Source organism: Rossellomorea aquimaris (assembly GCF_000935355.1).
GTDB lineage: Bacteria > Bacillota > Bacilli > Bacillales > Bacillaceae_B > Rossellomorea > Rossellomorea aquimaris_B.
Genome location: NZ_JXZC01000015.1, coordinates 33,459 through 56,347 on the forward strand (window position 1 = coordinate 33,459; position 22,889 = coordinate 56,347).

Sequence of the window (22,889 nt, forward strand, 5' to 3'; positions counted from 1 at the left end):
GGTGCCTGACACGCTTCAGAATGTATACCCAAAGACACTCCACCAAGACTTCAAGCTACCCGCTCCAACTAAACCAACAAATTCTTCCCGATCACCATTCTCTGAATCTCACTCGTACCCTCATAAATCTCTGTCACCTTCGCATCACGGAACAAGCGCTCCACTGGATATTCTTTCGTATATCCGTATCCGCCATAAACCTGGATTGCTTCCGTCGACACTTCAACAGCCGTTTTAGAAGCAAACAGTTTTGCCATGCTTGCTTCTTTTCCACAAGAGATATTGTTCGAACGAAGGTTGGCAGCACGGTATACAAGAAGCTTCGATCCTTCAACAGCCGTTGCCATATCCGCCAGTTTAAACCCTATACCTTGTTGTGCAGCGATCGGTTTCCCGAATTGCACACGCTCCTTTGCATAAGCGGTAGAGTATTCAAAAGCAGCTTCTGCAATTCCTAATGCCTGGGCAGCAATCCCGATCCGTCCAACATCGAGGTTCGCCATGGCGATCTTGAAGCCTTCCCCTTCCTGACCAAGAAGGTTCTCAGCCGGGACCTTCATATCCTCAAAGGTCAGCTGAACCGTTCTTGAACCGTGAAGGCCCATTTTATGTTCGTCTTTTCCAATCACGAGACCAGGCGTATCTTTTTCTACGATAAAGGCGGATACCCCGCGGCTACCTTTTGACGGGTCCGTTGCTGCAAAGACAATATACGTATCCGCTTCCCCACCATTTGTAATAAAGACTTTTGATCCATTTAAAACATAATGATCATCACGTTTTTCGGCTTTCGTTTTCAAGCTTTTCGCATCCGATCCCGCACTCGGTTCCGTTAAACAGAAAGCCCCTAAGTATTCACCTGTCGCAAGCTTTGGAAGATATTTTTGCTTCTGTTCTTCATTACCGAAATAAAGAATCGGATTCGTGCCCACCGAAGTATGCACAGACAGGATGACCCCGATGGTTGCACTAACTTTTGACAGCTCATGAATCGCGATGATATATGAAGTGAAATCCATCTCGGAACCGCCATATTTCTCTGGGATCGTGATCCCCATCAGGCCGAGTTCAGCCATTTTATTTAAAATCTCTCTCGGGAATTGTCCTTCTTCCATCTTCTCTACAAACGGCTGAATTTCCGTTTCAGCAAAATCCCGTACCATCTTTCTCATCATCTGTTGCTCTTCCGTGAATCGTAACTCCATGAATGATTCCTCCCTGATGTTCGTCGTTATTACTCGTATGAATAGAAGCCGCGGCCTGTTTTACGTCCCAACCAGCCTGCTTTCACATATTTCCGGAGAAGCGGACATGGACGATACTTGTCATCACCAAAGCCTTCGTGAAGGGTTTCCATGATGTATAGGCATGTATCAAGTCCGATGAAGTCTGCCAGAGTAAGTGGACCCATCGGGTGATTCATCCCGAGCTTCATTACTTCATCAATCGCCTCTTTACTCGCCACTCCTTCATAAAGCGTATAAATCGCTTCATTGATCATCGGCATAAGGATACGATTGGAGACGAATCCAGGGAAGTCTTCCACTTCAACCGGTACTTTTTCAAGGGATTTCGTCATGTCTTCGATTACTTGATACACTTCATCGGTTGTCGCCAGTCCGCGAATGATTTCAACTAATTTCATGACCGGTACCGGGTTCATAAAGTGCATTCCGATTACTTGCTGGGGACGCTTCGTCGCTGCAGCAATTTCTGTAATGGGAAGTGAAGATGTATTGGAAGCAAGGATCGTGTGCTGTGGTGTGATCTCATCCAATTGAGCAAAGATCTTCGTTTTGATATCCATATTTTCAACAGCCGCTTCGATGACAAGGTCCACATGCTTCGCGTCCTGAATATCGGTTGAAGCCTTTAATCGGTTGACTGTCGCTGTTTTATCTTCTTCGGACATTCTTCCTTTTTCAACGGAGCGTGTGAGATTCTTCGTAATCACGCCCATCCCTTTTTGAACAAATTCTTCTTTCAGGTCGTTCAGGTATACGTTGAATCCCGCCTGTGCGCACACTTGAGCGATTCCTGAACCCATTTGCCCTGCGCCGATGACCATTACATTTTTGATGTTCATTTTGTTCTCCCCTTTGTTAACGCTAGTAATATATTGATTTAGTTTAAAATTGAAGTTGTGTTGATCAGCTGTTGAATGGTTGGATTATTTCGGATTATTTCAGCTGCTGATTTTAATCGAAAATTCAGCAGCTGAACTTTTAACCAACTTTATACCTGATACATTTCGTTCTTTTTGTACCGGGTACAATCCTGTACAAACTCCCTACTGCTTCGCCACCTCGATCATGATGGCATCCCCTTGACCGCCGCCGCTGCAGATCGACGCAATTCCGATTCCGCCTCCGCGACGTTTCAATTCATAAGCCAGTGTCAGGATGATACGCGCTCCACTTGCCCCGATCGGATGACCAAGGGCAACTGCTCCACCGTTCACATTGACTTTTTCAGGATCTAATCCAGCGATTTTCCCGCTTGTCAGGGCAACTGCTGCGAAGGCTTCGTTAATTTCAAACAGGTCGATTTCTTCAAGTGATTTCCCTGTTTTCTTCAGCAGCTCATTGATGACGAGTCCAGGTGTTTGCGGGAAGTCCTTTGCTTCCACGGCGATTGCTGTATGTCCAAGGATGGTGGCAAGTGGCTGCTTCCCTTCTTTTAGGGCCCTCTCTTCGCTCATGAGTACCATGGCTGCCGCTCCGTCGTTGACCCCTGGTGCGTTCCCTGCTGTGATCGTTCCTTCCGATCCGAAGACAGGACCTAATTTAGCCAAAGCCTCGATGGACGTTTCTTTTCGTGGAGCTTCATCTTTATCGACAACAACCGGGTCCCCTTTTCGCTGTGGAACTTCAACCGCAACTATTTCTTCGCCAAGAACGCCTGCTTCTGTCGCTTTCACTGCACGTTCATGGCTTCTTAGTGCCCACTGATCCTGCTCTTCTCTAGATAGTTCAAACTCTTTCGCTGTTTCATTTCCGTACGTTCCCATATGGACATTGTTGAAGCTGCACGTCAATCCGTCATGAACCATTAAGTCCTTCACCTGTGAATCACCCATCTTGAAGCCCCAGCGAGCTTTTGGCAGGATGTAAGGAGCATTTGACATGGATTCCATTCCGCCTGCCACGATGACTCCACCGTCGCCTGCACGGATGATTTGATCACCCATTGTCACGCTTCGCATTCCTGAAGCACATACCTTGTTGATGGTTTCCGTCTTGACGTTCCACGGTAATCCGGCATGACGGGATGCTTGTCGGGAAGGAATTTGTCCCTGTCCTCCTTGCAAAACAGACCCGAGGATGACTTCTTCTACTTGTTCACCACTTACACCCGAACGTTTCAGGGCTTCCTTCACCGCGAAACCACCCAGCTCTGAAGCTGTAAAACCGCTTAAGCTTCCGCCAAATTTACCAAAAGGAGTTCTCGCTCCATCTAAAATAACCGTTTTTCCCATCTCAATCGCTCTCCTTTATATTTGAATGATTTGATTCGGCAAAATTGTATACGCTTTCAAATATGTTTAAAAAAATTCGGCAACAGGTGACCTGCCCTTAAACGACTGAACGCTCGCTCAACCAGTCCCTATAAGAGAAGGGACAGTTTTTGTCCCTTATATACCTTTATTGTACTTCATATCCGGTTAGAACGTAATGATTTTTTTGAAAGTTTTTATTTTTCTATTAAATTTATTATTGTGGAAAAACAATAGGAGTGAAACGCAGGTTGAGGCTTTGGTTTCACTCCTAGATGTTCAACTGCTGAGAAGCGGACTTTTCATTATCAAACGGATAATATTCTTTTTACGAAGCAGCCGGCTGATCTTTTTGATCACCGCATACCGCTTTTTCAAGGATTTCTGCCACATCCTGAGTAGAGACGGTTTCTTCTACTTCCTTCGCTTTCGTTCCATCCGAAAGCATCGTCAGGCAATATGGACAACCCGAGCTGATGACTGACGGACTCACTTCAAGTGCCTGCTCTGTACGGGAGACGTTCACGCGGTGACCTGCGTCTTCTTCCATCCACATGAGTCCTCCACCAGCTCCACAGCACATACCCTTTTCACGGTTACGTTCCATTTCAACCAATTTCACGCCGGAGATTGATTTCAGGATTTCACGTGGCGGATCGTAAACTTCATTGTAACGGCCCAGGTAACAGGAGTCGTGGAAGGTGATTGTTTCGTTCACTTCGTATTTCGGCTTCAGACGCCCTTCTTTTACTAGGTCATACAGAAGTTCCGTATGGTGATACACTTCCGCTTCCAACCCGAAGTCCGGGTACTCATTTTTAAAAATGTTATATGCATGCGGATCGATCGTAATAATTTTCTTGATTTCGTTCTTTTCAAATTCGGCGATGTTTTGGCCTGCGAGCTCCTGGAATAGGAATTCATTTCCGAGTCGACGTGGTGTATCGCCGGAATTCTTCTCTTTGTTTCCTAAGATTGCGAATTTCACGCCTGCTTCATTCAGCAGCTTTGCGAAAGATAACGCGATTTTTTGGCTTCGGTTATCGAAAGAACCCATGGATCCAACCCAGAATAAGTATTCGAAGTCCTCACCGGCTTTTTTCATTTCTTTCACCGTAGGGATGTGAACGTCTTCTCTCGCTTCACGCCAGTTTTCACGTTCTTTCCGGTTCAGACCCCAAGGATTTCCCTGACGTTCGATGTTCTGCATGGCGCGCTGTGCGTCCGCATCCATCTTTCCTTCAGTCAGGACCAGGTAACGGCGAAGGTCGATGATTTTATCTACGTGCTCGTTCATGACCGGACATTGGTCTTCACAGTTACGGCACGTTGTACATGCCCAGATTTCTTCTTCTGTGATCACATCTCCGATCAAGGAAGGACTGTAAGTAGCTCCAGCTGCTGCCTCTTCTGCTGCCTGAGTGGCGCTCGCCATGGCCAGCTGATTCCCTTTCGTACCATTGAAAGCAAATGTCGGTACCCAAGGCTTTTTCTGCGTAACGACCGCACCGTGATTGGTCAGATTATCACGCAGTTTCACAATTAAATCCATTGGGGAAAGCATTTTCCCTGTTCCTGTAGCAGGACACATATTCGTACAACGGCCACATTCCACGCACGCGTAGAAATCGATCATTTGATGTTGGGTGAACTCTTCGATTTTCCCTACCCCGAAGCTTTCGGCTGACTCATCTTCAAAGTCGATGGGCTTAAGCTTTCCAGGGTTGTCTAAACGATTGAAGTAAACATTCGCAGGACCTGCGATTAAGTGAGCATGCTTGGATTGTGGAACATATACCAGGAATGCCAGTAAGAATAGTAAGTGAATCCACCATGCTACATAAAAAATGACGATGGAAGCTGTTTCCCCGATGGCTCCAAGTGCCCCTGCAATGAGTGACGCTACAGGCTCTGTCCAGGCAAGCTCTTCACCGTGCCAGATCAGGCCCATTCCGTTCCCTACAAGTACCGATAGCATTAATCCCCCGATGAATAAGAGAACCAATCCTGATTTAAATCCTCTTTTTAGACGAACCAGCTTCTCCACATAGCGGCGATGGAAGGCCCAGACAACCGCTACCAGGATCATTAGTGTGACAAGCTCCTGGAAGAACGTGAATCCAGGATATAATGGCCCCAGTGGTAAGTGACTCCCTGGCGCCAGTCCTTTCCAGATGAAATCGATGGCTCCGAATTGGACTAATATGAAACCGTAGAAGAACATGACGTGGATTGCTCCACTCTTCTTATCCTTCAAGAGCTTCTTCTGTCCGAAGACGTTGACCACGATCTTCTGGAATCGTTCCTTGAATCGCTGGTCGAACTCCACTTTCTTTCCGAGCTTAATATATTCAATTCTCGTCTTTACTACATACACAAACAGACTTAGTGCGTAAACGGTTACAAGAATAAATGCAACCCAATTGAGAATGAGTAACCCATTCATTTAAAAACACTCCCCCTTCATTGGTCTGACTCGAACTTCCCCTTTGTTCAAACTTTTACAAACCAAATTAATATTCTGAATAGTTTATATATCCATTATATTATGAATGAGCATTCAGTCAATGGTTTTTACCAAGAAAAGTGAAAACCTTTTCATTGGCTCGTGAGAACTATTCACCAGTAGCAGCCCTGCACCCGTTAATTTCAGGACTTTTTGTACCCGTACAGGTTTCGAATGGAATCCATTTAGGGAAAAGAAGAAAGAGTGCAAAGTACGGAAAATTAAGGACATACTAAAGCTAATGCAAATGAGAGAGTGATTATATGTGGTGGTTCATCCTACTGTTATTGATAGTTGCCGTATTCGTGTGGGTGGTGATCGACTTTAAGCTGGGAAGAAGTCATTTCATCCGGACACGGACACGAAGAGATTATGAAAAAAGGAATAGCGATATTAAATTGTTTTCCAGGGGTCCCGAGCTTTTTGATCAAATGTTTAAAGAACTGAAGGAAGCCAAGTCCTCTATTCATGTTTTATTTTACATTGTACAAGATGACCATTTCGCTTTACGGTTTATGGATTTACTGAAGGATAAAGCAAAAGAAGGCGTAGAGGTCCGCCTGTTAATGGATCAGATCGGGAGTCATAACGTACCTAAATCAAAGGTGAGGATGCTTCGGGACGCAGGTGTGGAAGTGGCCTTCTGTCAAAAGGTCCGGCTCCCCTTCTTATTCTTCTCCTCCCAACAGCGTAACCACCGGAAGATCACAGTCATTGACGGGGTGATCGGGTATTTGGGAGGGTATAATGTCGGGAAAGAATATATTGATGAAAATGACATACCGGAGCTGTCTCCCTGGAGGGATTATCATCTCCGTTTGGAGGGTGAAGGCGTTCACGATTTACAAACAGAATTTTGTATCGATTGGTTCAGGGGAACGAAAGATGACCTTAAAGACGAAGCGAAATACTTTCCTCCAGCCGAAAAAGGAAGCATCCCACACCAGATCTTCCCTACAGAAGGTGTGAATATCGAAGATTTCTTCAAGAAATTCATTGATGAAGCCGAAGAGGAAATCATTATTGGAACTCCTTACTTCATCCCTACTCCCATCTTGATGGACGCCCTTTGTGATGCATTGGAACGGGGCGTTATAGTAAGGATCATCATTCCAAATAATGCTGATCATATGTTGGTGAAGGAAGCTGCCTTCCCTTATTTCAGGACCTTGCTCTCTAAGGGAGCAAAGGTGTATCAATTCATGAACGGCTTTTACCATGCCAAAGTGATGGTTGTAGACGACCACTTCTGTGATATAGGTACGGCGAATTTTGATAAAAGAAGTTTCTTTATCAACCTTGAAATCAATAATCTTATTTTCGACAAAGATTTCATTCACATATTGAAAAAAGAAATGGTAAAGGATATGGACGCATCCGACATGCTGAGTGAAAGCGATCTTGCAAATGTTTCCTTACTCACCCGTATCAAGGAACGTATCGCTTCATCCATTTCTATTTTACTTTAAGGGGGATACCACATGAAAGTGCGATTGGGGTTTGTTGCTAATTCCCTCTCCTTATGGGACGCAAGCCCTGCCAAAACCATGACCTACAAACGATATTCCGAGCTTCCGAAAGAGGAACGAATGGATCGTTTGAAGGAAGTGACTAAATTAAATTTGGAACATACGAAACGCATACTGTATTTGTGTGCAGCTCATGAAATTGAAGTGTACCGACTATCAAGCTCCCTTGTTCCTTTAGCCACCCACCCGGAAGTAGAATGGGATTTCCATTCCCCTTTTAAAAATGAATGGACGGAGCTCGGGGGACTGATTAAAAAATTCGGTATCAGAGCAAGCTTTCACCCCAATCAGTTCACCCTGTTCACAAGTCCGAGACAGCATGTGACGGACAATGCCGTGAAGGATATGGTGTACCATTACCGGATGCTTGAGTATATGGGGATCGAGAAGGATTCTGTCATCAACATTCACATCGGCGGAAGCTATGGTGATAAGGATGAAACACTGGTCCGTTTTCATGAGAATCTGAAAGACCTCCCTGCTGATGTCAAAGAGATCATGACCCTGGAAAATGACGACAAAACCTACACGGTTGAAGAAACATTAGCCGTATGTCAAAAGGAAAGCATCCCCATGGTTCTCGACATCCATCATCATGAGGCTAATCTTAGTGAGAAGCCTCTGGAGGATTATCTTGAAGCCATTTTTACCACATGGGAAAAGAGAGATCTCGTTCCCAAAATACATATTTCCTCCCCAAAATCGGAAAAAGCCTTTCGCTCTCACGCTGATTTGGTCGATGCGGGGTTCGTAGAGGGGTTTTTCAAAACACTCAAGACGTTTGATCGGGACGTTGACTTTATGATTGAAGCAAAGCATAAGGATTTGGCCATGCTGAAGTTGATAGAGGACCTTTCGACCATCAGGGGAGTGAAACGAATTAGTGGCGGGGCTTTGGAATGGTAGTGTGAAAGATGGACACTTTGTTGTTCGTCTTTTTTTTTGCCCACTCCGGGAACCGGTAACTTTCAAGGCAGTTGGAAGCTACCGGTTCCTGGAGTGGGTTCTTATGTAACTTTCATTTGAAGACAGATTCAATCCAGGGCTGAATCGCTGTAAACGCTTTAAATCCAAGGTAAATGCCTATAATCCCTGCAATCCCGGCCAAGGCAGGCGGTGCCGGAATGGGAAGCTTGAATAGAGCAAAAATAAATCCAACCAGGAAACCGGTCACAATCGCTAAAATAACGGTTTTCATAATATCCTCCTGAACAATATGTCTTCCTATATTATACGTTAAAGCTGGAGAAATATAAGAAAAAAGGTCCATCCAGGGGGACGGACCTTCTTCATCTATCGTCATTACATTTTTTCCGGAGCGGCAACTCCGATTAATGCAAGAGCGTTTTGTAATGTTACTCGGACCACTTTCACAAGGGCCAGACGAGCTGTAGTGAGTTCACGGTTTTCTTCATCAAGAACCTTATTGGCATTGTAGAAGCTGTGGAAAGCGGATGCCAGGTCGTTAATGTAATTCGCCACACGATGTGGTGTACGTTTCTCCGCAGCATCGGCAACCATTTGTGGGAATTCACCTAATTTTTTAAGTAAATCCACTTCTTTTTCCGTACCGATCAGCTTTAAGTCGATCTTATCTTCTGAAGCGAGTCCCTGCTCTTCTGCTTGACGCAAAATACTGCAAATACGCGCGTGGGCATATTGAGCGTAATACACTGGATTTTCATTGGACTGGGATACCGCTAAGTCCAAATCAAAGTCCATATGCGTATCGGCACTTCTCATGGCAAAGAAATAACGGACTGCATCAAGGCCGACTTCTTCTACAAGCTCACGTAAAGTGACTGCTTTACCAGTACGCTTACTCATCTTCATCTTCTCACCATTTTTATACAGGTGAACCAGTTGAATCACTTCTACTTCTAATTTCTCACGGTCAAAACCAAGTGCTTCAATCGCCGCTTTCATACGTGGGATGTATCCGTGGTGGTCAGCACCCCAAATATTGATCAGCACATCATGTCCGCGTTCGAATTTATCCTGGTGGTAGGAAATATCCGGAGTCAAGTACGTGTACGTTCCATCATTCTTGATGAGAACACGGTCTTTATCATCGCCAAGTTCAGTCGAACGGAACCAGGTTGCGCCATCTTCTTCATACACGTGACCATTGTCTTTAAGTGTTTTTAATGCAGCATCAATTTTGCCGTTTTCATATAGGGATGTTTCAGAGTACCACACGTTGAATGGCACACGGAACATTTCCAGGTCCTTTTGAAGTTTGGCCATTTCGATCTTCAGTCCGTACTCACGGAAGAACTTGTAGCGCTCTTCGTCGCTTACTTCCGCATATTTCGAGCCGAATTCTTCAGCCAGTTTCTTTCCGATTTCGATGATGTCCGCCCCATGATATCCATCTTCCGGCATCGCCTTATCTTGTCCAAGGGCTTGGAAATAACGGGCCTCGACGGAAATCGCCAGGTTATGGATTTGGTTTCCTGCATCATTGATGTAGTACTCACGGGTTACCTTATATCCGGCTTTTTCAAGGACGTTACATAAGGAATCACCCACAGCCGCTCCACGGGCATGTCCAAGGTGAAGATCACCTGTAGGGTTGGCGGATACAAACTCCACGTTCACTCTCTCGCCATTTCCCGCGTTTGATTGACCATATTCCTGGTCTTGATCAAGGATCAATGGAATCAAATCGGTCAGGTATTCATTGTTCATGTAGAAATTAATGAATCCAGGTCCTGCAATCTCCATTTTTTCAATGGATCCTTTTGACTGGTCAAAGTTCGCCATAATGTCATCTGCAATCATGCGCGGCGCTTTTTTGGCTACGCGTGCAAGCTGCATCGCCATATTGGTAGAGTAATCACCATGGGATTTTTCTTTCGGTATTTCTAAGATCACATCAGGAATCTGATCCTCTGTTGCGAGACCCGCCTTCAGAACTGCTGCTTTGATTTCGGATTTCAGGTTTTCTTGTACTTTTTCGACAATATTCATATCCCTATGCTTCCTCCTTATAGTGAATGGACATAACATAATCCCCTACTGGACTGTCTTGCATCTTTAACTCGTAAGAAAGGTTGAAATTCCCTTCCAATTTGGAGTCACTTTGTGTATGTGAAAGTTTCTTTGTGTTGGTTGTAAGTAAGAGAGTACCCATCTGGCTTTCGTAAGAACCATTTTGTTCCTCCCGTTCGTTAAAGGCCATTCTCATTTTCACTGCACCGCTTCTGAGAATGAGAGCTTGCTGATCTGAAACTTTAACAATCGTATGAGTGGTCCCTTCCTCTTGCACCTCATCGTACTTCAGGAAAATAGCATCCCCTTTTTCATAGTATCGACCAAATGACACCAGTTCAAAAGAGTCACTTTCCTTACCTATTGTGATTTTGGTTTTCAAGTGAACTTTGACAGGGGTGTAATCTGTTTTTGCCGTCAAACCACTCACATCCTTTTCTATTTTAGGGTCCGATCAAGTGATAGGTCCGTCCCTCTTTTAGACGTCCCTTCCTTCTAACTAATTAAGTATAAGAAGTATTGTGGGAAATTGCAATGGAACAGGGTGAGTTTTCATTTTTTGGGGTGGATGTAACCGGAGATCCTCCGCTTATTTTACTTATGCTGGTTCTTCTATAAAGGGCAAGACATCTTATTTAAAAGATCACAATGTTCCTAATAAAGAAACACGCCAAATATGCTACGGGGAGTTCTACTTTTTTATATCATGTCGGCAAAAAGCCCCTCACTTCATGGAAGCAGGGGTTCTTTCTGATGGTCTATTTTTTGATAAGACCGTCCCGTTTCATCTGGTTCACCTGATCTGTGAAGGTAGTTTCGAGACTTCTATAGGTCATGCCGAGCTCTTTGATGCTTTTTTCCGTATTAAATTTCACAGGAATCCCGACGTTTTTGCTCACGTATGGTCTTGTAAGCCCCACTGTTGGTGCGATCAGCCAGATGAGAGGCTTCGGAACGACCCTGGTCGGGAGGGGATACTCATTGGGAAAGTTCTTTTCAATCAGCTTTGCGATTTGGGTGAACGTGATTTCCCCGCCTGAAAGGATGTAGCGCCCTTTGGCTTCAGGTTTGAACGCTGCGAGCATATGTGCCTTCGCGATGTCCCTTACGTCCACGACTCCAGTTGCGAGATCCGGTACCCCTGTTTTAAATCCGCCGGTCAGAAACGATAGAATCGTAGACGTGCTTGTCGAGTCAGTCCGTTTCGTCAGGGCAGGCCCCATGACAAATGAAGGGTTGATGGTGACAAGATCCCACCGGTCCTGTGCTTTCATCATCTTCCATGCTTCTTTTTCTGCTAGGGTCTTGGAATAATTGTAAGGCTGATGTTCAGTGGAACTCGTCGTATTCCAATCGTCTTCTGTGAAGTAAGGCTTGCCCTTCATATCGATGTGGTCCCCGAAGATGGCGACGACACTGCTGGTCAACACCACACGCTTGACGGACTTTGATTTATTTACGGATGTTAACACATTTTGCGTCCCTTTTTTCGCCGGTTCCACGAGTTCTTTTTCAGGGTCTTTGATTCCGTTGATCAGAAAGGGCGAGGCCGTATGGAAGACGTACTCCGAGCCATCGACGGCTTGATCGAAGCTTCCTTCCTTCAAAAGGTCGGCTTCGTAGAGTGTCAACGTACCGGGAGTCGAGCTTTCGATGTCTTTCAGATGCTGGTATTTTTCTTCTTTTTGCAGGCTGCGGACGGTCGTCCTGACGTTGTGACCTTGTTCCAGCAGCTCTTTCACGAGCCATGAAGCTACAAAACCTGTTCCGCCGGTTACGAGTACGGTTGATTGATTCATAAAATCAGCCTTCTTTCTTTTTTGTATTTATACGAGAGGTCCGTCCCTCTATTGGTTTATATGTTTAAAACTTTAAACATATAGTATTAAATTGAAGCCCCTTCTGTCAACAGAAGGGGCTTCAAGCTGTTTATTATTTTACCCAACCAAGAAGCATTTCACGAATCAGCTTACTTGCGGTATTGGCTGTTTGCTCGGATGGATCGTAGATCGGGGCAACTTCTACAAGGTCTGCACCTACCACATTCACGTCCGAGTGAGCGATGGCATGGATCGATGCCAGTAATTCTTTAGACGTAATTCCTCCGCAATCTACGGTTCCTGTACCAGGAGCATGTGCAGGATCCAATACGTCGATATCGATCGTTACGTAGACCGGACGTCCTGCAAGCTGAGGAAGAATCTCTTTCAACGGTTCAAGCACTTCAAATTTCGAGATGTGCATGCCGTTTTCTTTCGCCCATTGGAATTCTTCTTTCATCCCGGAACGGATTCCGAACGAATAGACATTCTTCGGTCCGATATGCTCAGCAATTTTGCGGATTGGAGTGGAGTGGGATAATGGCTCTCCTTCATACTCTTCACGAAGATCTGTGTGAGCGTCCATATGAATAATGGCTAGATCCGGGTATTTCTTAGCGACTGCTTTCATGACCGGCCATGATACCAAGTGCTCCCCACCCATTCCGAATGGGATTTTTCCGTCTCCAAGAAGACCGTCGATATAATCTTCAATCATATCGATGCTTCGCTGCGGGTTACCGAACGGCAAAGGAATATCTCCGGCATCAAAGAACTTCACTTCTTCAAGCTCGCGGTCAAGATACGCACTATACTCTTCCAGACCGATCGACACCTCGCGGATACGGGCCGGACCAAAACGGGATCCCGGACGATAGCTGACCGTCCAATCCATCGGCATACCATAAAGAACCACCTGGCTATCCTCATACGAAGGGTGACTCTTGATAAACACATTACCTGAATAAGCCTCATCAAAACGCATACTCTTCAACCTCTCTTTTTAGAGGGACGGACCTCTAGAAAGTGCTAAGCACCTCCTGAGGCCCGTCCCTACCCAATTTAAATTATTTTTATTAAATTTTTAGGTCCGTCCCTCAAATTTATTTTGTTAAGTCTTTAACGAATTTAGGCAGAGCGAATGCTGCTTTGTGAAGTTCCGGTGTGTAGTACTTAGATTCGATGTCATGGAAACGATCTTCCGGTACTTCGATTGGATCGTGCTTTTTCGAACCGATGGTGAATGCCCATAGTCCGCTTGGGTATGTCGGGATATTTGCCGTGTAAAGACGTGTAATCGGGAATATCTCTTTAACATCGCTTTGAACTTGGCGGATAAGATCCGCTTTGAACCAAGGATTATCACACTGAGCGACAAAGATTCCGTCTTCTTTCAGTGCTTTCGAGATCCCTGCATAGAAACCTTTTGTGAATAGGTTTACAGCTGGTCCGACCGGCTCAGTGGAGTCAACCATGATCACGTCATATTCATTTTCACTTTTCGCGATATGCATGAAGCCATCGTCCACCTGTACGTCAACGCGCTCATTCTCAAGTTCTCCAGCAATCTCCGGAAGATATTTCTTAGAGTACTCGATCACTTTTCCGTCGATTTCAACAAGAACCGCTTTCTTCACGCTTGGGTGCTTTAACACTTCACGGATTACGCCGCCGTCTCCGCCACCGACAACCAATACCTTCTCAGGGTTCGGATGTGTGAATAAAGGAACGTGGGCTACCATTTCGTGATAGACGAACTCGTCTTTTTGACTTGTCATCACCATTCCATCAAGGAATAGCATGTTCCCCCACTCTTCTGTCTCAGCCATTTCAAGATATTGAAAATCCGTTTGCTCTGTATGTAAAGTCTTCTTGATTTTCATCGTGATTCCGAAGTTTTCTGTTTGTTTCTCTGTGTACCAAAGTCCACTCATTGTTTCAACTTCCCTTCTTGTTTTCAATTATTATTGATTTTTTTCGCTGTTTCCGTCCTGCGCTGGAAAAATCATATACCACTAGTTTGAGTTTTCACACGTTCATCTTAAGGACAAAATAGATCACTCAGTCAAGCTAAAGCCTGAAATAACGGGCTTTACTCCTATATTGTAAAAACGTCCAAAGGAGACGTCATTTTTATCCTTCCCTATCATGATAAATACAAACATGAGAAAAAGTATAGTGGAATCTAGCAAAATTTCAAGTGAAATTTTTTCTAAAACTTTGACGTTTAAAAACTCGTAAAACTTTTCATACTGATACTACACACTAAACATAATATAGGATGTTTATTCAAGTCCAACATATAAATATAAAATCCGAGGTCCGTCCCTCATAAGTGACGGACCCCGGGTAGAGAAAGCAGGGAGAGGTATGGAACTTATTGCTGGAATGGAGAAAACTAAAAAGTATGCGAGAGTGGCAGTCGTTGGGGCTTTATTGATTATGATCCTCTTTCTGGCAGGGCTGATCGGGATATTAACGTACGCTAAAATCCAGGGACCCCCTCCTCTTGCCGTGCCCCAATCTACTTTGCTCTACAGTGAAGATGGATCGGTTATAGGGGAAACCAATACAGGTGAAAAACGCTATTGGGTGGGACTGAAGGAAATTTCCCCGGCACTCATCGAAGCTACCATTTCAATCGAGGACAAAAGCTTCTATCAGCACTATGGCTTTGACATCAAACGTATGGCGGGAGCAGCACTTGCGGACCTAAAAGCCATGGCAAAGGTGCAAGGAGCCAGTACCATTTCTCAGCAGTATGCTCGTAATCTATTTTTATCCCATGATAAGACATGGAAAAGAAAGATTTCAGAAGCCCTCTATACGATTCGAATCGAGATGAACTATTCGAAGAAAGAAATTCTAGAAGGCTATTTAAATACAATCTATTATGGACATGGCGCTTATGGAGTAAAGGCAGCAAGTCTTTACTATTTCGGTAAGGATCCCAATCAATTGACTGTTGCCGAAGCTGCAATGCTTGCCGGAATCCCTAAAGCACCGACTTACTATTCACCCGTCGCCAATATGGAGAATGCCAAGAAGCGGCAGGAGCTGATCCTTCAGTCGATGACCGGGGACGGCTTCATTACAAAAGAGCAGCAGGCAGTCTCCAAAGCCGCACCGATTACCATTATAGGCGAGCACGCACATCAAAAGGCAGAAACGGCGCCATACTTTCAAGATGTTGTAAAAAGTATTCTGCGCTCTGACTTAGGCATCGAAGAGCGAACCATCGAAATGGGCGGATTAAAGGTTTACACAACCCTCAAATCCGACCATCAAAAAGTAGCAGAAAAAGTAGTGAAGGAACAAATCCCTGATGAGTCTGATATTCAACTTGGATTTGTGTCCATGGATCCCAAGAATGGATTTGTTACAGCGCTTGTTGGTGGAAGAAGCTACGAGGAAAGCCCGTTTAATCGTGCAGTGCAGGCCATCCGTCAGCCGGGGTCAACGATCAAGCCTCTCCTTTACTATTCTGCCCTGGAGCAAGGCTTCACTCCTTCAACGACCATGAAAAGTGAGTTAACGTCATTCACATTTGATGACGGCAAAGCGAAATACACACCTCATAATTACAACAACAAATATGCAGGTGATGACATCACCCTCGCTCAGGCCATCGCTCTTTCAGATAATGTTTATGCAGTGAAAACCCATCTTTTCATCGGTCAAGATACCTTAACGAAAACAGCCCAAGAGAAGTTCGGATTAACGACTAAGGTAAAGAAGTACCCTTCCTCGGCACTCGGTACATCAGGGGCAAGAGTCATCGATATGGTCAACGCCTACAATATCTTCGCCAATGGAGGCAATAAGGTGAAACCAGTATTCATCACACGTGTGGAAGACTGGTCAGGAAACGTCATTTATGAACATAAATCAGAAAAAGAACAAGTTTTGAATCCTGATACCGCATATGTCATGACCCATATGCTGAGTGGCATATTCGATCCAAAGCTCAATGATTACTCAACGGTTACGGGAATCCAGATCCGGAAAGACGCCACCCGTCCCTATGCCGGAAAATCGGGTACAACCAACACAGACAACTGGATGATCGGCTACTCACCTCAGCTTACAGCAGGAGTATGGACAGGATATGATAAAGAAAAAGAAATCTCCCTTGTGGACGATAAATATTTGGCCAAGAAAATCTGGGTGAACTTCATGGAGGAAGCCCTAAAGGATGAACCCGTCAAAAACTTCAAACCAACGAAGGGTGTCGTCGGCGTAGCCGTGAATCCCCATAACGGATTACTTGCCACAGAGGACTGTCCCGTGCAGCGCTTCACGTACTTTGTAAAAGGAACCGAACCTACCGAGTACTGCCATGTACATCTGGGTGAAAAAGAAGCTCCAAAAGAAAAGTCCCCTGGCAAAAAAGAAGATAAGCCATGGTATGAAAAGGTGAAGGATTGGATTTTTTGATAGAAAAGCGGAAGGGGCTTGCTCTGGGGCGACAAGCATAAGACGAGTAACCCGGAAAGGCGTTTTTTGCCTTTTGGGGTTACTTGGCTTATGACCTCGAGCCCCAAGCCCCTGGAGCTGGACATGTAGAAAAGCGGAGGCGGCTTGCTCAGGCCCGACAAGCATAAGGCGAGAACGCCGGAAAGGCGCTCTTTGCCTTTTTGGCGTTCTTGACTTATGACCTCGAGGGACTAGCCGCCGGAGCTGGATAATAGAAAAGCGGAGGCGGCTTGGGCAGGCAGAAAAGTCGGTGTTCACAATTTGGCGCAACAAAGTTCGAATGTGGCACAACAAAACCGGAAAGTGGCACAAGTTTGCCGGAAAGTGGCACAACAAATCCAAAAAGTGGCACAAGTTCATTCGATTGTGCCCCATCAAACCCTAAAAGTGCCCAAGTTCGTCCGAATGCGCCGCAACTAACCAAAAAAGTGCCGCAACAAATCCAATTCACGCCTACAAATCACGCCAAATCTCTATAAAAAAAACGAAAAACCACGGGCTTGTGCGAACCCGTGGTTTTTCATGTCCTAGTTTATGTGCAAACTGTGATTTAAGTGTACTTTTTTTCTAGCGTAAGGGCAAGATGTGAACGACATATTCAAAAAAATGTCATAGTTTGTTCACAAAAGAAATTTTTTCTATATGTTTAAACTTTTAACGCTTCCTTTAATTCATCTTTTGAGCGTTCCCACATACCCTCATCATGTTTTTTCAAGAAGTCAGAAAGAATCCCTTTCGATTTGTCATCCAGTTGATCGAGGACAATTTTCCTTTTAATCGATTTATCCATATTATTCACATGCTCCGGCATGGACTTGTAGCCTCTCCTCTTTTCACGGTTCACGACCAGCTCACAAGCCGTTACGCCAGCATAGTACGGGCCGTCTTCCATACGGTCAATGGTCACCCAGATTAACCAATACGGCTTTCCGCCTGCTGAGTCCTCACGGTTATTCGTGAACTTTATCCCTTTTTCGATCGGGCTCCTCGCATGCATCGCTCCGATTTCAATCGTCGCTTCCCCTTCTTCGACGTCAATCATCACAGGGGAGACATTATCAAGACTTAATGATCCTACTCCATAGCCACCGTGGCCATCCGTCGGGTCACTTTTGATGATATTAAATCCAATGTTCTTTTTCTTTTCCATGTATCTTCACTCCTTCAAAGTCGACATAACTAGCTAAAGACTGAAAAAACAGTCGTAAAAATCGCACTGAAAGCCTGGTTTGTTGCTGTCATCCCACCTTGTAACAACGGCCAGATCGTATACTCGTCAAGAGGTGTAATCACAATGATCAGAAATAAAACGACTCCATACTGTTCATACTGAGTCAATTTTGCCCTGATATGATTCGGTGATAAATCCTCTATGATCCGGTACCCATCCAACGGTGGAAAGGGCAGCAGATTAAATACAAATAACAACACGTTCAGGTACACAATCATCTGCAGGAGATCGATGACAAAGGGTGGAACTCCCACTCCACCTGTTACTCCTACAAAAAAATAAAAAAATCCAAATGCGATGAATGCTAGCAAGAAATTACTCAGGGGACCTGCCACTGAAACTAATGCTCCTGCCAAACGGGGATTTTTAAACCGGGATCTCATGACCGGTACAGGACGCGCCCAGCCAAACCCCGCAATTAATATTAAAATGGTCCCAAGAGGATCCAGATGTTGAATCGGATTTAATGTGAGTCGTCCTTGATCCTTCGCTGTCGTATCCCCAAATTTGTATGCCACAAACGCATGGGCAAACTCATGAACCGTAAAGGCCATGACCAGGGCAATCACCACAAAAGGAAGCTCTTCCAACCGAAAGACGGAAAAAGACTCAAAAAGCTGGCTAAATGTATCCAAAGTATGTACTCCTTTAAAAAATGGTTTACTTTCTTATTCAATAGTATACAGAAAAATTCCTGCATTCATGACCACACGAAGAAAATTCCTATTTCCCATCATAACAAACTTGCTCTCACATCCCCTACCCATTACATTTAATAGGGAGGGAGGGAGAATGAACAAGCCTACCACAGATTGTACCAAAACAAAAAGCAAGGAGCGAATCATAATGCCTTATATCACAGTAAAAATGCTAGAAGGCCGTTCAGAAGAACAAAAACGCGCCCTAGTTGAAAAAGTAACCGAAGCCGTAAGCGAAACAACCGGAGCACCTGAAGAAAAAATCGTTGTCTTCATTGAAGAAATGACGAAAGGTCACTATGCAGTTGGTGGAAAGCGTTTAAGTGACCAATAGAAAAGCGGAGGCGGCTTGATACCCGATCCTGCTTTTATTTTTCTCCTGCCAAAAGGGGATCACCCCAAAAGAGTGATCCCCACCATTCATATTAAAACGTCCACTATTGAACGATTTTTTTCATTTTTAATCCTTCGATGTATGCGAAGGCCTCATCAATCTCTTCTGTTGTATATTTCTGCTTGCTCTTAAGTGTGAATACTTTCTCCACGACTTCTTCTTTTGGAAGGTTATCAAAATATAAGACTGTCGAAACAAGTTCAAGGAAGCGTGCTGATTGAACGTTCATATCCGTCAGGCAATCTTCTAAGCAAGGCATTTCTTTTTCATATATTTGCAGGAAGTCTTCTCCTTCTTTGGTGACGGTGTACCGGTATTGATAATAGCCGCCCTTTTTTTCCTTCACCTCGGAGATGAATCCCATATTGCAGAGCTCTTCAACCCGAAGCGTAAGCTCTTCTGAATACGGTCCATAAAAATGGAACTGAAATTTTTCCTGAAACGGGAATTCAAGCTTCTTCGCGATGAAGATCATCTTCTGAAGCTTTTTTCTTCCCACCACTTCACCTGAGGCTAAGAAGGCACTCATTAATTTTGCATGATCTTTCAACAATGTACGTCATCTCCTACTCCTAGTATTGCGTTTGTAGATCCTCATTGTGTCGCGTCGTTTATGTTAGTTCCAGGATCGTACGTATTTGTCTCTTAATATTTTTCTTCGTTGATTCGTCATATAGTAAATCCACTGGATAATATAATTTATGGTCGGTCCGGCGTTTTCCGGAAATAGAATCGACGATATCCGACTGCCTGGATAATTCACGCAGCTCATCATTCCTCATCAACAGATGAATCGGAAGCCGTTCTTCTTCCTCGCCAGGTCTGTAGAAATCGTATGGAAGGTCTGAAGATGAGTCCACCACTAAGTAATAATCAGGGTCGATCCCCGCTTTTTTAAACAGGACTTCAAGCTCACTATGCTTCTTATATTCCTTAGCCGGATCGAATTCCACGTACTTAAATAAATTACGGTTCATGAACCGCTCGCATAAGTCCCGTAAAATCGGATCCTCTTCTTCCTGCCAAATTTGGAAATAATACATGATGACCGCTTCATCCAGCTTTAAATAATCCTGGAGGGAAACCTCTTCTTCAAACAGGGAGTAAAAATGGACCGGGTCTAGCTTAAAGGAATAAAACTCTTCATGAAGCTCCTTCGCTCTATGTAGAATCTTCGTTAAAATCACTTCAGCACTCCGGGTGACCGGATGGAAATAAACCTGCCAGTACATCTGATAACGGCTCATAATATAGTCTTCCACTGCATGCATTCCGCTTTGTTTGATCACCACTTGGTCTTCACGGGGTCTCATGACGCGAAGAATCCTCTCCATATCGAAATGTCCGTAGCTGACTCCGGTAAAATAAGCGTCACGCTGCAAATAATCCATGCGGTCTGCATCAATCTGACTTGAAATCAGGCTGACAACCAGTTTGTTCTCATACGTCTTCGCAATCACTTCCGCTACATGCTTCGGAAAATCCGGTCCCACTTTTCTGAGAACCGCATTCACCTCTGTATCTCCTAAAATGATGGCTTGAGTGAAATGCTCGTGATCCAGGTGAAACACTTTTTCAAAGGAATGAGAAAACGGCCCATGCCCTAGATCATGTAATAACGCAGCGCAAAGGGACAATAATCGCTCATCCTGATTCCACTCGGGCCTGCCGGCGAATACATCATCGACGATCCGGCGGATAATTTCATACACACCCAGAGAATGATTGAACCTGCTGTGTTCCGCACCATGAAAGGTTAAGTAGGTGGTCCCCAGCTGCCTGATCCTGCGAAGTCGTTGAAACTCTTTCGTTCCAATCAAATCCCAAATCACACGATCCCTTACATGAACATACCGATGAACAGGGTCTTTAAATACTTTTTCTTCATGTAATTTCTGCTTGGCATACTCCATCTTCTACCCTCTTCCTAAACTAGCATATTTCTATTATAGCGACTCTTTTCCTCGTATTCATCTCGAATTTTGTCGAAAAAAATAGGTATTTGGCCTTTGATTGACCAACTACAAGCGTTCCAAATCCTTCAAAAAAAGTTGGCCGCTTGACAAAAACCTCTACATAATAATTCTCTACCCCTTAACTAGTTTCCTTTTCTAAAGAGGCGCAAACCTTTATTTATTTTTATCCATAGAAAAGAAAAAACTCCCTCACTGGAAGTTTTCCTTTATTTCTTTATTTTCTTGATCACTTTTTCCATTAGCTCTTCTTCAGTCAACGCCGCTACAGGACGATTATTCACAAAGGCGAATGTCTTCTTGCGTCCTGGACCACAATAGGATTGACACGCAATATCGATCGGTGCCTCCGGGTCAATTTCTTTTAATTTGGGAATTAATGTTTTTAGGTTAACGGCCTGACAATCATCGCAAACACGGAATTCGTTTGCCATCTGTCAACAACCCTTTCTATCTATTGAAATGGATTTCATTCGTCGTAAACATCGATTTATAGAATACAGTTTTCTGCAATATTTTGCAAGGGAACATCGTTTCCAGCTTGTGGGAATCGTCACTTATACAACGAAACTAGCAGACAAAAAATAAATTTAACATATTCGTATAAAAACCTATAAAACTGTCCATCCTTTAACCAACGAATCATTTAAGTAAACTTTGGGAGTTGAGATGAAATGATGATGAAAACAAGACAGGACGCTTGGACGGAAGAGAATGATCTATTATTAGCAGAAACGGTCTTACGTCATGTGCGGGAAGGCAGCACACAATTAAACGCCTTTGAAGAAGTGGGAGACAAACTGAACCGCACTTCTGCCGCATGCGGATTCCGCTGGAACGCAGTGGTGCGTCACCAATACGAGAAAGCTCTTCAACTAGCAAAAAAACAACGCAAGCAGCGCCACCGAATCCTTGGTAAAGACCAGGGCGGCAAGAAGAAGCTTTTATATCAACCACCTACCCCTTCATTCGAAGATTTAGACGCTATGTCTCTATCAATGTCTGAAGCTGAGGAAGAAATGGAATTCGCTGAGTACGAGAATTATGTACCGGAAACGGAACAACTGGGGAAACCTGAAGAAGCTCCGAACTTTGAAGTGGAAGCAAGTGAAGAACAAGCCTACGTTCCACAGCAGGCGCCTGCCGCTAACCATGTGGTAAAGCCTTCAGGACTAAAAGGTGAAGTGACACTCGAAAAAGTCATTGCCTTCCTTCAAAACCTGGCTCAGACCAACATGAACTCCGACTATGTGAAAATAGAGAATCAGAGATTAAAGCATGAAATCGCCGAACTCAGAAAAGAAAACAGCGAGCTCGAAAAGAAAGTCAAAGCCCTTGAAAACAATTCCGTCACCATGCAGGAAGACTACGAAACATTGATGCAGATCATGAACCGGGCCAGAAAGCTTGTCGTATTCGATGAAGACGAGTCAAAGGCACCCCGTTTTAAGATGGATCGCAACGGTAACTTAGAGAAAGTAGCTGAATAATATAGTTCTCAACCAGTACGCCTTTTGGTGTGCTGGTTTTTTGGTTGATGTGGTGGGTCCTTGATGGGGGTGAGATGAGTTTGCATTGGGTTTTTGATTGAGGAAAGGCGATTGGATTGTAAAATTATGAATAATGCCTTTCTGCCAAACTGAAAGAATGAAAAACCGATCATTCTATGTCTAATTTGGTTAAAAACAGTGACCATAAGCCCTTTTTCAGCTGTCAGGACCCGCTAGTGGGCATCGAATAGGTAGAGTAGAGTCAAGTCCTTAATATTGTGT

21 protein-coding genes are annotated in these 22,889 nt (G+C 44.4%); 6 read left to right on the forward strand and 15 right to left on the reverse strand.

The features are described from left to right. Positions 1 to 68: 68 nt before the first annotated feature. The 4 genes from TV75_RS20165 to TV75_RS20180 form a co-directional block, all read right to left on the reverse strand. Entirely contained in the window at positions 69 to 1,205 is a 1,137-nt protein-coding gene (locus tag TV75_RS20165; protein WP_044340577.1) for an acyl-CoA dehydrogenase, read from the reverse strand. 29 nt (positions 1,206 to 1,234) lie between these two features. Next, the gene (locus TV75_RS20170) at positions 1,235 to 2,086 is read right to left on the reverse strand and encodes a 3-hydroxybutyryl-CoA dehydrogenase (protein ID WP_044340578.1); all 852 of its coding nucleotides are present in this window, start codon (positions 2,084 to 2,086) and stop codon (positions 1,235 to 1,237) included. A gap of 204 nt (positions 2,087 to 2,290) precedes the next feature. Next, positions 2,291 to 3,478 carry an acetyl-CoA C-acetyltransferase gene (locus tag TV75_RS20175; protein ID WP_044340579.1) on the reverse strand — a complete coding sequence of 396 codons (1,188 nt, stop codon included), beginning with the start codon at positions 3,476 to 3,478 and terminating at the stop codon, positions 2,291 to 2,293. A gap of 346 nt (positions 3,479 to 3,824) precedes the next feature. Next, positions 3,825 to 5,942: a 4Fe-4S dicluster domain-containing protein gene (locus TV75_RS20180; protein ID WP_044340580.1), complete on the reverse strand. Its 2,118-nt coding sequence runs from the start codon at positions 5,940 to 5,942 to the stop codon at positions 3,825 to 3,827. Between the two features lie 323 nt (positions 5,943 to 6,265). Between TV75_RS20180 and cls the strand changes: the two genes are divergently transcribed. Then, positions 6,266 to 7,471 carry a cardiolipin synthase gene (gene cls, locus TV75_RS20185; RefSeq protein ID WP_044340581.1) on the forward strand — a complete coding sequence of 402 codons (1,206 nt, stop codon included), beginning with the start codon at positions 6,266 to 6,268 and terminating at the stop codon, positions 7,469 to 7,471. A gap of 12 nt (positions 7,472 to 7,483) precedes the next feature. Further along, complete coding sequence (uvsE, locus tag TV75_RS20190) at positions 7,484 to 8,437, forward strand: UV DNA damage repair endonuclease UvsE (RefSeq protein ID WP_044340582.1); 954 nt, start codon at positions 7,484 to 7,486, stop codon at positions 8,435 to 8,437. A gap of 112 nt (positions 8,438 to 8,549) precedes the next feature. Here uvsE and TV75_RS20195 read toward each other — a convergent pair whose 3' ends face one another. The 6 genes from TV75_RS20195 to speE all read right to left on the reverse strand — a co-directional run bounded on the left by TV75_RS20195 (position 8,550) and on the right by speE (position 14,279). Then, a complete protein-coding gene (locus tag TV75_RS20195; protein WP_044340595.1) occupies positions 8,550 to 8,729 on the reverse strand; it encodes a XapX domain-containing protein in 180 nt (59 codons plus the stop codon). 104 nt (positions 8,730 to 8,833) lie between these two features. After that, positions 8,834 to 10,504 carry an arginine--tRNA ligase gene (argS, locus tag TV75_RS20200; RefSeq protein WP_044340583.1) on the reverse strand — a complete coding sequence of 557 codons (1,671 nt, stop codon included), beginning with the start codon at positions 10,502 to 10,504 and terminating at the stop codon, positions 8,834 to 8,836. Positions 10,505 to 10,508: 4 nt separating this feature from the next. Further along, positions 10,509 to 10,946 carry a DUF1934 domain-containing protein gene (locus TV75_RS20205; RefSeq protein WP_044340584.1) on the reverse strand — a complete coding sequence of 146 codons (438 nt, stop codon included), beginning with the start codon at positions 10,944 to 10,946 and terminating at the stop codon, positions 10,509 to 10,511. A gap of 337 nt (positions 10,947 to 11,283) precedes the next feature. Beyond that, complete coding sequence (locus TV75_RS20210) at positions 11,284 to 12,324, reverse strand: SDR family oxidoreductase (RefSeq protein WP_044340585.1); 1,041 nt, start codon at positions 12,322 to 12,324, stop codon at positions 11,284 to 11,286. A gap of 133 nt (positions 12,325 to 12,457) precedes the next feature. Then, the gene (gene speB, locus TV75_RS20215) at positions 12,458 to 13,330 is read right to left on the reverse strand and encodes an agmatinase (RefSeq protein WP_044340586.1); all 873 of its coding nucleotides are present in this window, start codon (positions 13,328 to 13,330) and stop codon (positions 12,458 to 12,460) included. A gap of 118 nt (positions 13,331 to 13,448) precedes the next feature. Next, the gene (gene speE, locus TV75_RS20220) at positions 13,449 to 14,279 is read right to left on the reverse strand and encodes a spermidine synthase (protein WP_044340587.1); all 831 of its coding nucleotides are present in this window, start codon (positions 14,277 to 14,279) and stop codon (positions 13,449 to 13,451) included. A gap of 436 nt (positions 14,280 to 14,715) precedes the next feature. Here speE and TV75_RS20225 point away from each other — a divergent pair, with 436 nt between their 5' ends. Further along, a complete protein-coding gene (locus TV75_RS20225) occupies positions 14,716 to 16,782 on the forward strand; it encodes a transglycosylase domain-containing protein (protein ID WP_044340588.1) in 2,067 nt (688 codons plus the stop codon). Between the two features lie 300 nt (positions 16,783 to 17,082). Further along, positions 17,083 to 17,241 (forward strand): hypothetical protein, encoded by a 159-nt coding sequence (locus TV75_RS22005; protein ID WP_156142555.1) that lies wholly within the window; start codon positions 17,083 to 17,085, stop codon positions 17,239 to 17,241. A gap of 226 nt (positions 17,242 to 17,467) precedes the next feature. Here TV75_RS22005 and TV75_RS20230 read toward each other — a convergent pair whose 3' ends face one another. Beyond that, positions 17,468 to 17,971 carry a YwhD family protein gene (locus TV75_RS20230; protein ID WP_044340589.1) on the reverse strand — a complete coding sequence of 168 codons (504 nt, stop codon included), beginning with the start codon at positions 17,969 to 17,971 and terminating at the stop codon, positions 17,468 to 17,470. A gap of 29 nt (positions 17,972 to 18,000) precedes the next feature. Continuing rightward, positions 18,001 to 18,606 carry a site-2 protease family protein gene (locus TV75_RS20235; protein WP_044340596.1) on the reverse strand — a complete coding sequence of 202 codons (606 nt, stop codon included), beginning with the start codon at positions 18,604 to 18,606 and terminating at the stop codon, positions 18,001 to 18,003. A 292-nt stretch (positions 18,607 to 18,898) separates the two neighbouring features. Between TV75_RS20235 and TV75_RS20240 the strand changes: the two genes are divergently transcribed. Beyond that, positions 18,899 to 19,084 (forward strand): 2-hydroxymuconate tautomerase, encoded by a 186-nt coding sequence (locus tag TV75_RS20240; protein WP_034765056.1) that lies wholly within the window; start codon positions 18,899 to 18,901, stop codon positions 19,082 to 19,084. A gap of 103 nt (positions 19,085 to 19,187) precedes the next feature. On the opposite strand, the gene TV75_RS20245 is transcribed toward TV75_RS20240, so the two are convergent. The 3 genes from TV75_RS20245 to TV75_RS20255 form a co-directional block, all read right to left on the reverse strand. Further along, positions 19,188 to 19,697 carry a YwgA family protein gene (locus tag TV75_RS20245; RefSeq protein ID WP_044340590.1) on the reverse strand — a complete coding sequence of 170 codons (510 nt, stop codon included), beginning with the start codon at positions 19,695 to 19,697 and terminating at the stop codon, positions 19,188 to 19,190. Between the two features lie 58 nt (positions 19,698 to 19,755). Beyond that, a complete protein-coding gene (locus tag TV75_RS20250) occupies positions 19,756 to 21,057 on the reverse strand; it encodes an HD domain-containing protein (protein ID WP_044340591.1) in 1,302 nt (433 codons plus the stop codon). Between the two features lie 269 nt (positions 21,058 to 21,326). Continuing rightward, positions 21,327 to 21,551, reverse strand: a complete 225-nt coding sequence (locus tag TV75_RS20255; RefSeq protein WP_044340592.1) for a DUF1450 domain-containing protein — start codon at positions 21,549 to 21,551, stop codon at positions 21,327 to 21,329. Positions 21,552 to 21,797: 246 nt separating this feature from the next. Between TV75_RS20255 and TV75_RS20260 the strand changes: the two genes are divergently transcribed. Then, complete coding sequence (locus TV75_RS20260; RefSeq protein WP_044340597.1) at positions 21,798 to 22,607, forward strand: RsfA family transcriptional regulator; 810 nt, start codon at positions 21,798 to 21,800, stop codon at positions 22,605 to 22,607. The last annotated feature ends 282 nt before the right edge of the window (positions 22,608 to 22,889 follow it).

What these genes read in the sequence shown, in the direction of transcription:
- TV75_RS20165 (WP_044340577.1), bottom strand. Translation starts at nt 1,205, where the DNA reads ATGGAGTTACGATTCACGGAAGAGCAACAGATGATGAGAAAGATGGTA.
- TV75_RS20170 (WP_044340578.1), bottom strand. Translation starts at nt 2,086, where the DNA reads ATGAACATCAAAAATGTAATGGTCATCGGCGCAGGGCAAATGGGTTCA.
- TV75_RS20175 (WP_044340579.1), bottom strand. Translation starts at nt 3,478, where the DNA reads ATGGGAAAAACGGTTATTTTAGATGGAGCGAGAACTCCTTTTGGTAAA.
- TV75_RS20180 (WP_044340580.1), bottom strand. Translation starts at nt 5,942, where the DNA reads ATGAATGGGTTACTCATTCTCAATTGGGTTGCATTTATTCTTGTAACC.
- cls (WP_044340581.1), top strand. Translation starts at nt 6,266, where the DNA reads ATGTGGTGGTTCATCCTACTGTTATTGATAGTTGCCGTATTCGTGTGG.
- uvsE (WP_044340582.1), top strand. Translation starts at nt 7,484, where the DNA reads ATGAAAGTGCGATTGGGGTTTGTTGCTAATTCCCTCTCCTTATGGGAC.
- TV75_RS20195 (WP_044340595.1), bottom strand. Translation starts at nt 8,729, where the DNA reads ATGAAAACCGTTATTTTAGCGATTGTGACCGGTTTCCTGGTTGGATTT.
- argS (WP_044340583.1), bottom strand. Translation starts at nt 10,504, where the DNA reads ATGAATATTGTCGAAAAAGTACAAGAAAACCTGAAATCCGAAATCAAA.
- TV75_RS20210 (WP_044340585.1), bottom strand. Translation starts at nt 12,324, where the DNA reads ATGAATCAATCAACCGTACTCGTAACCGGCGGAACAGGTTTTGTAGCT.
- speB (WP_044340586.1), bottom strand. Translation starts at nt 13,330, where the DNA reads ATGCGTTTTGATGAGGCTTATTCAGGTAATGTGTTTATCAAGAGTCAC.
- speE (WP_044340587.1), bottom strand. Translation starts at nt 14,279, where the DNA reads ATGAGTGGACTTTGGTACACAGAGAAACAAACAGAAAACTTCGGAATC.
- TV75_RS20225 (WP_044340588.1), top strand. Translation starts at nt 14,716, where the DNA reads ATGGAACTTATTGCTGGAATGGAGAAAACTAAAAAGTATGCGAGAGTG.
- TV75_RS20230 (WP_044340589.1), bottom strand. Translation starts at nt 17,971, where the DNA reads ATGGAAAAGAAAAAGAACATTGGATTTAATATCATCAAAAGTGACCCG.
- TV75_RS20235 (WP_044340596.1), bottom strand. Translation starts at nt 18,606, where the DNA reads ATGGCCTTTACGGTTCATGAGTTTGCCCATGCGTTTGTGGCATACAAA.
- TV75_RS20240 (WP_034765056.1), top strand. Translation starts at nt 18,899, where the DNA reads ATGCCTTATATCACAGTAAAAATGCTAGAAGGCCGTTCAGAAGAACAA.
- TV75_RS20250 (WP_044340591.1), bottom strand. Translation starts at nt 21,057, where the DNA reads ATGGAGTATGCCAAGCAGAAATTACATGAAGAAAAAGTATTTAAAGAC.
- TV75_RS20255 (WP_044340592.1), bottom strand. Translation starts at nt 21,551, where the DNA reads ATGGCAAACGAATTCCGTGTTTGCGATGATTGTCAGGCCGTTAACCTA.
- TV75_RS20260 (WP_044340597.1), top strand. Translation starts at nt 21,798, where the DNA reads ATGAAAACAAGACAGGACGCTTGGACGGAAGAGAATGATCTATTATTA.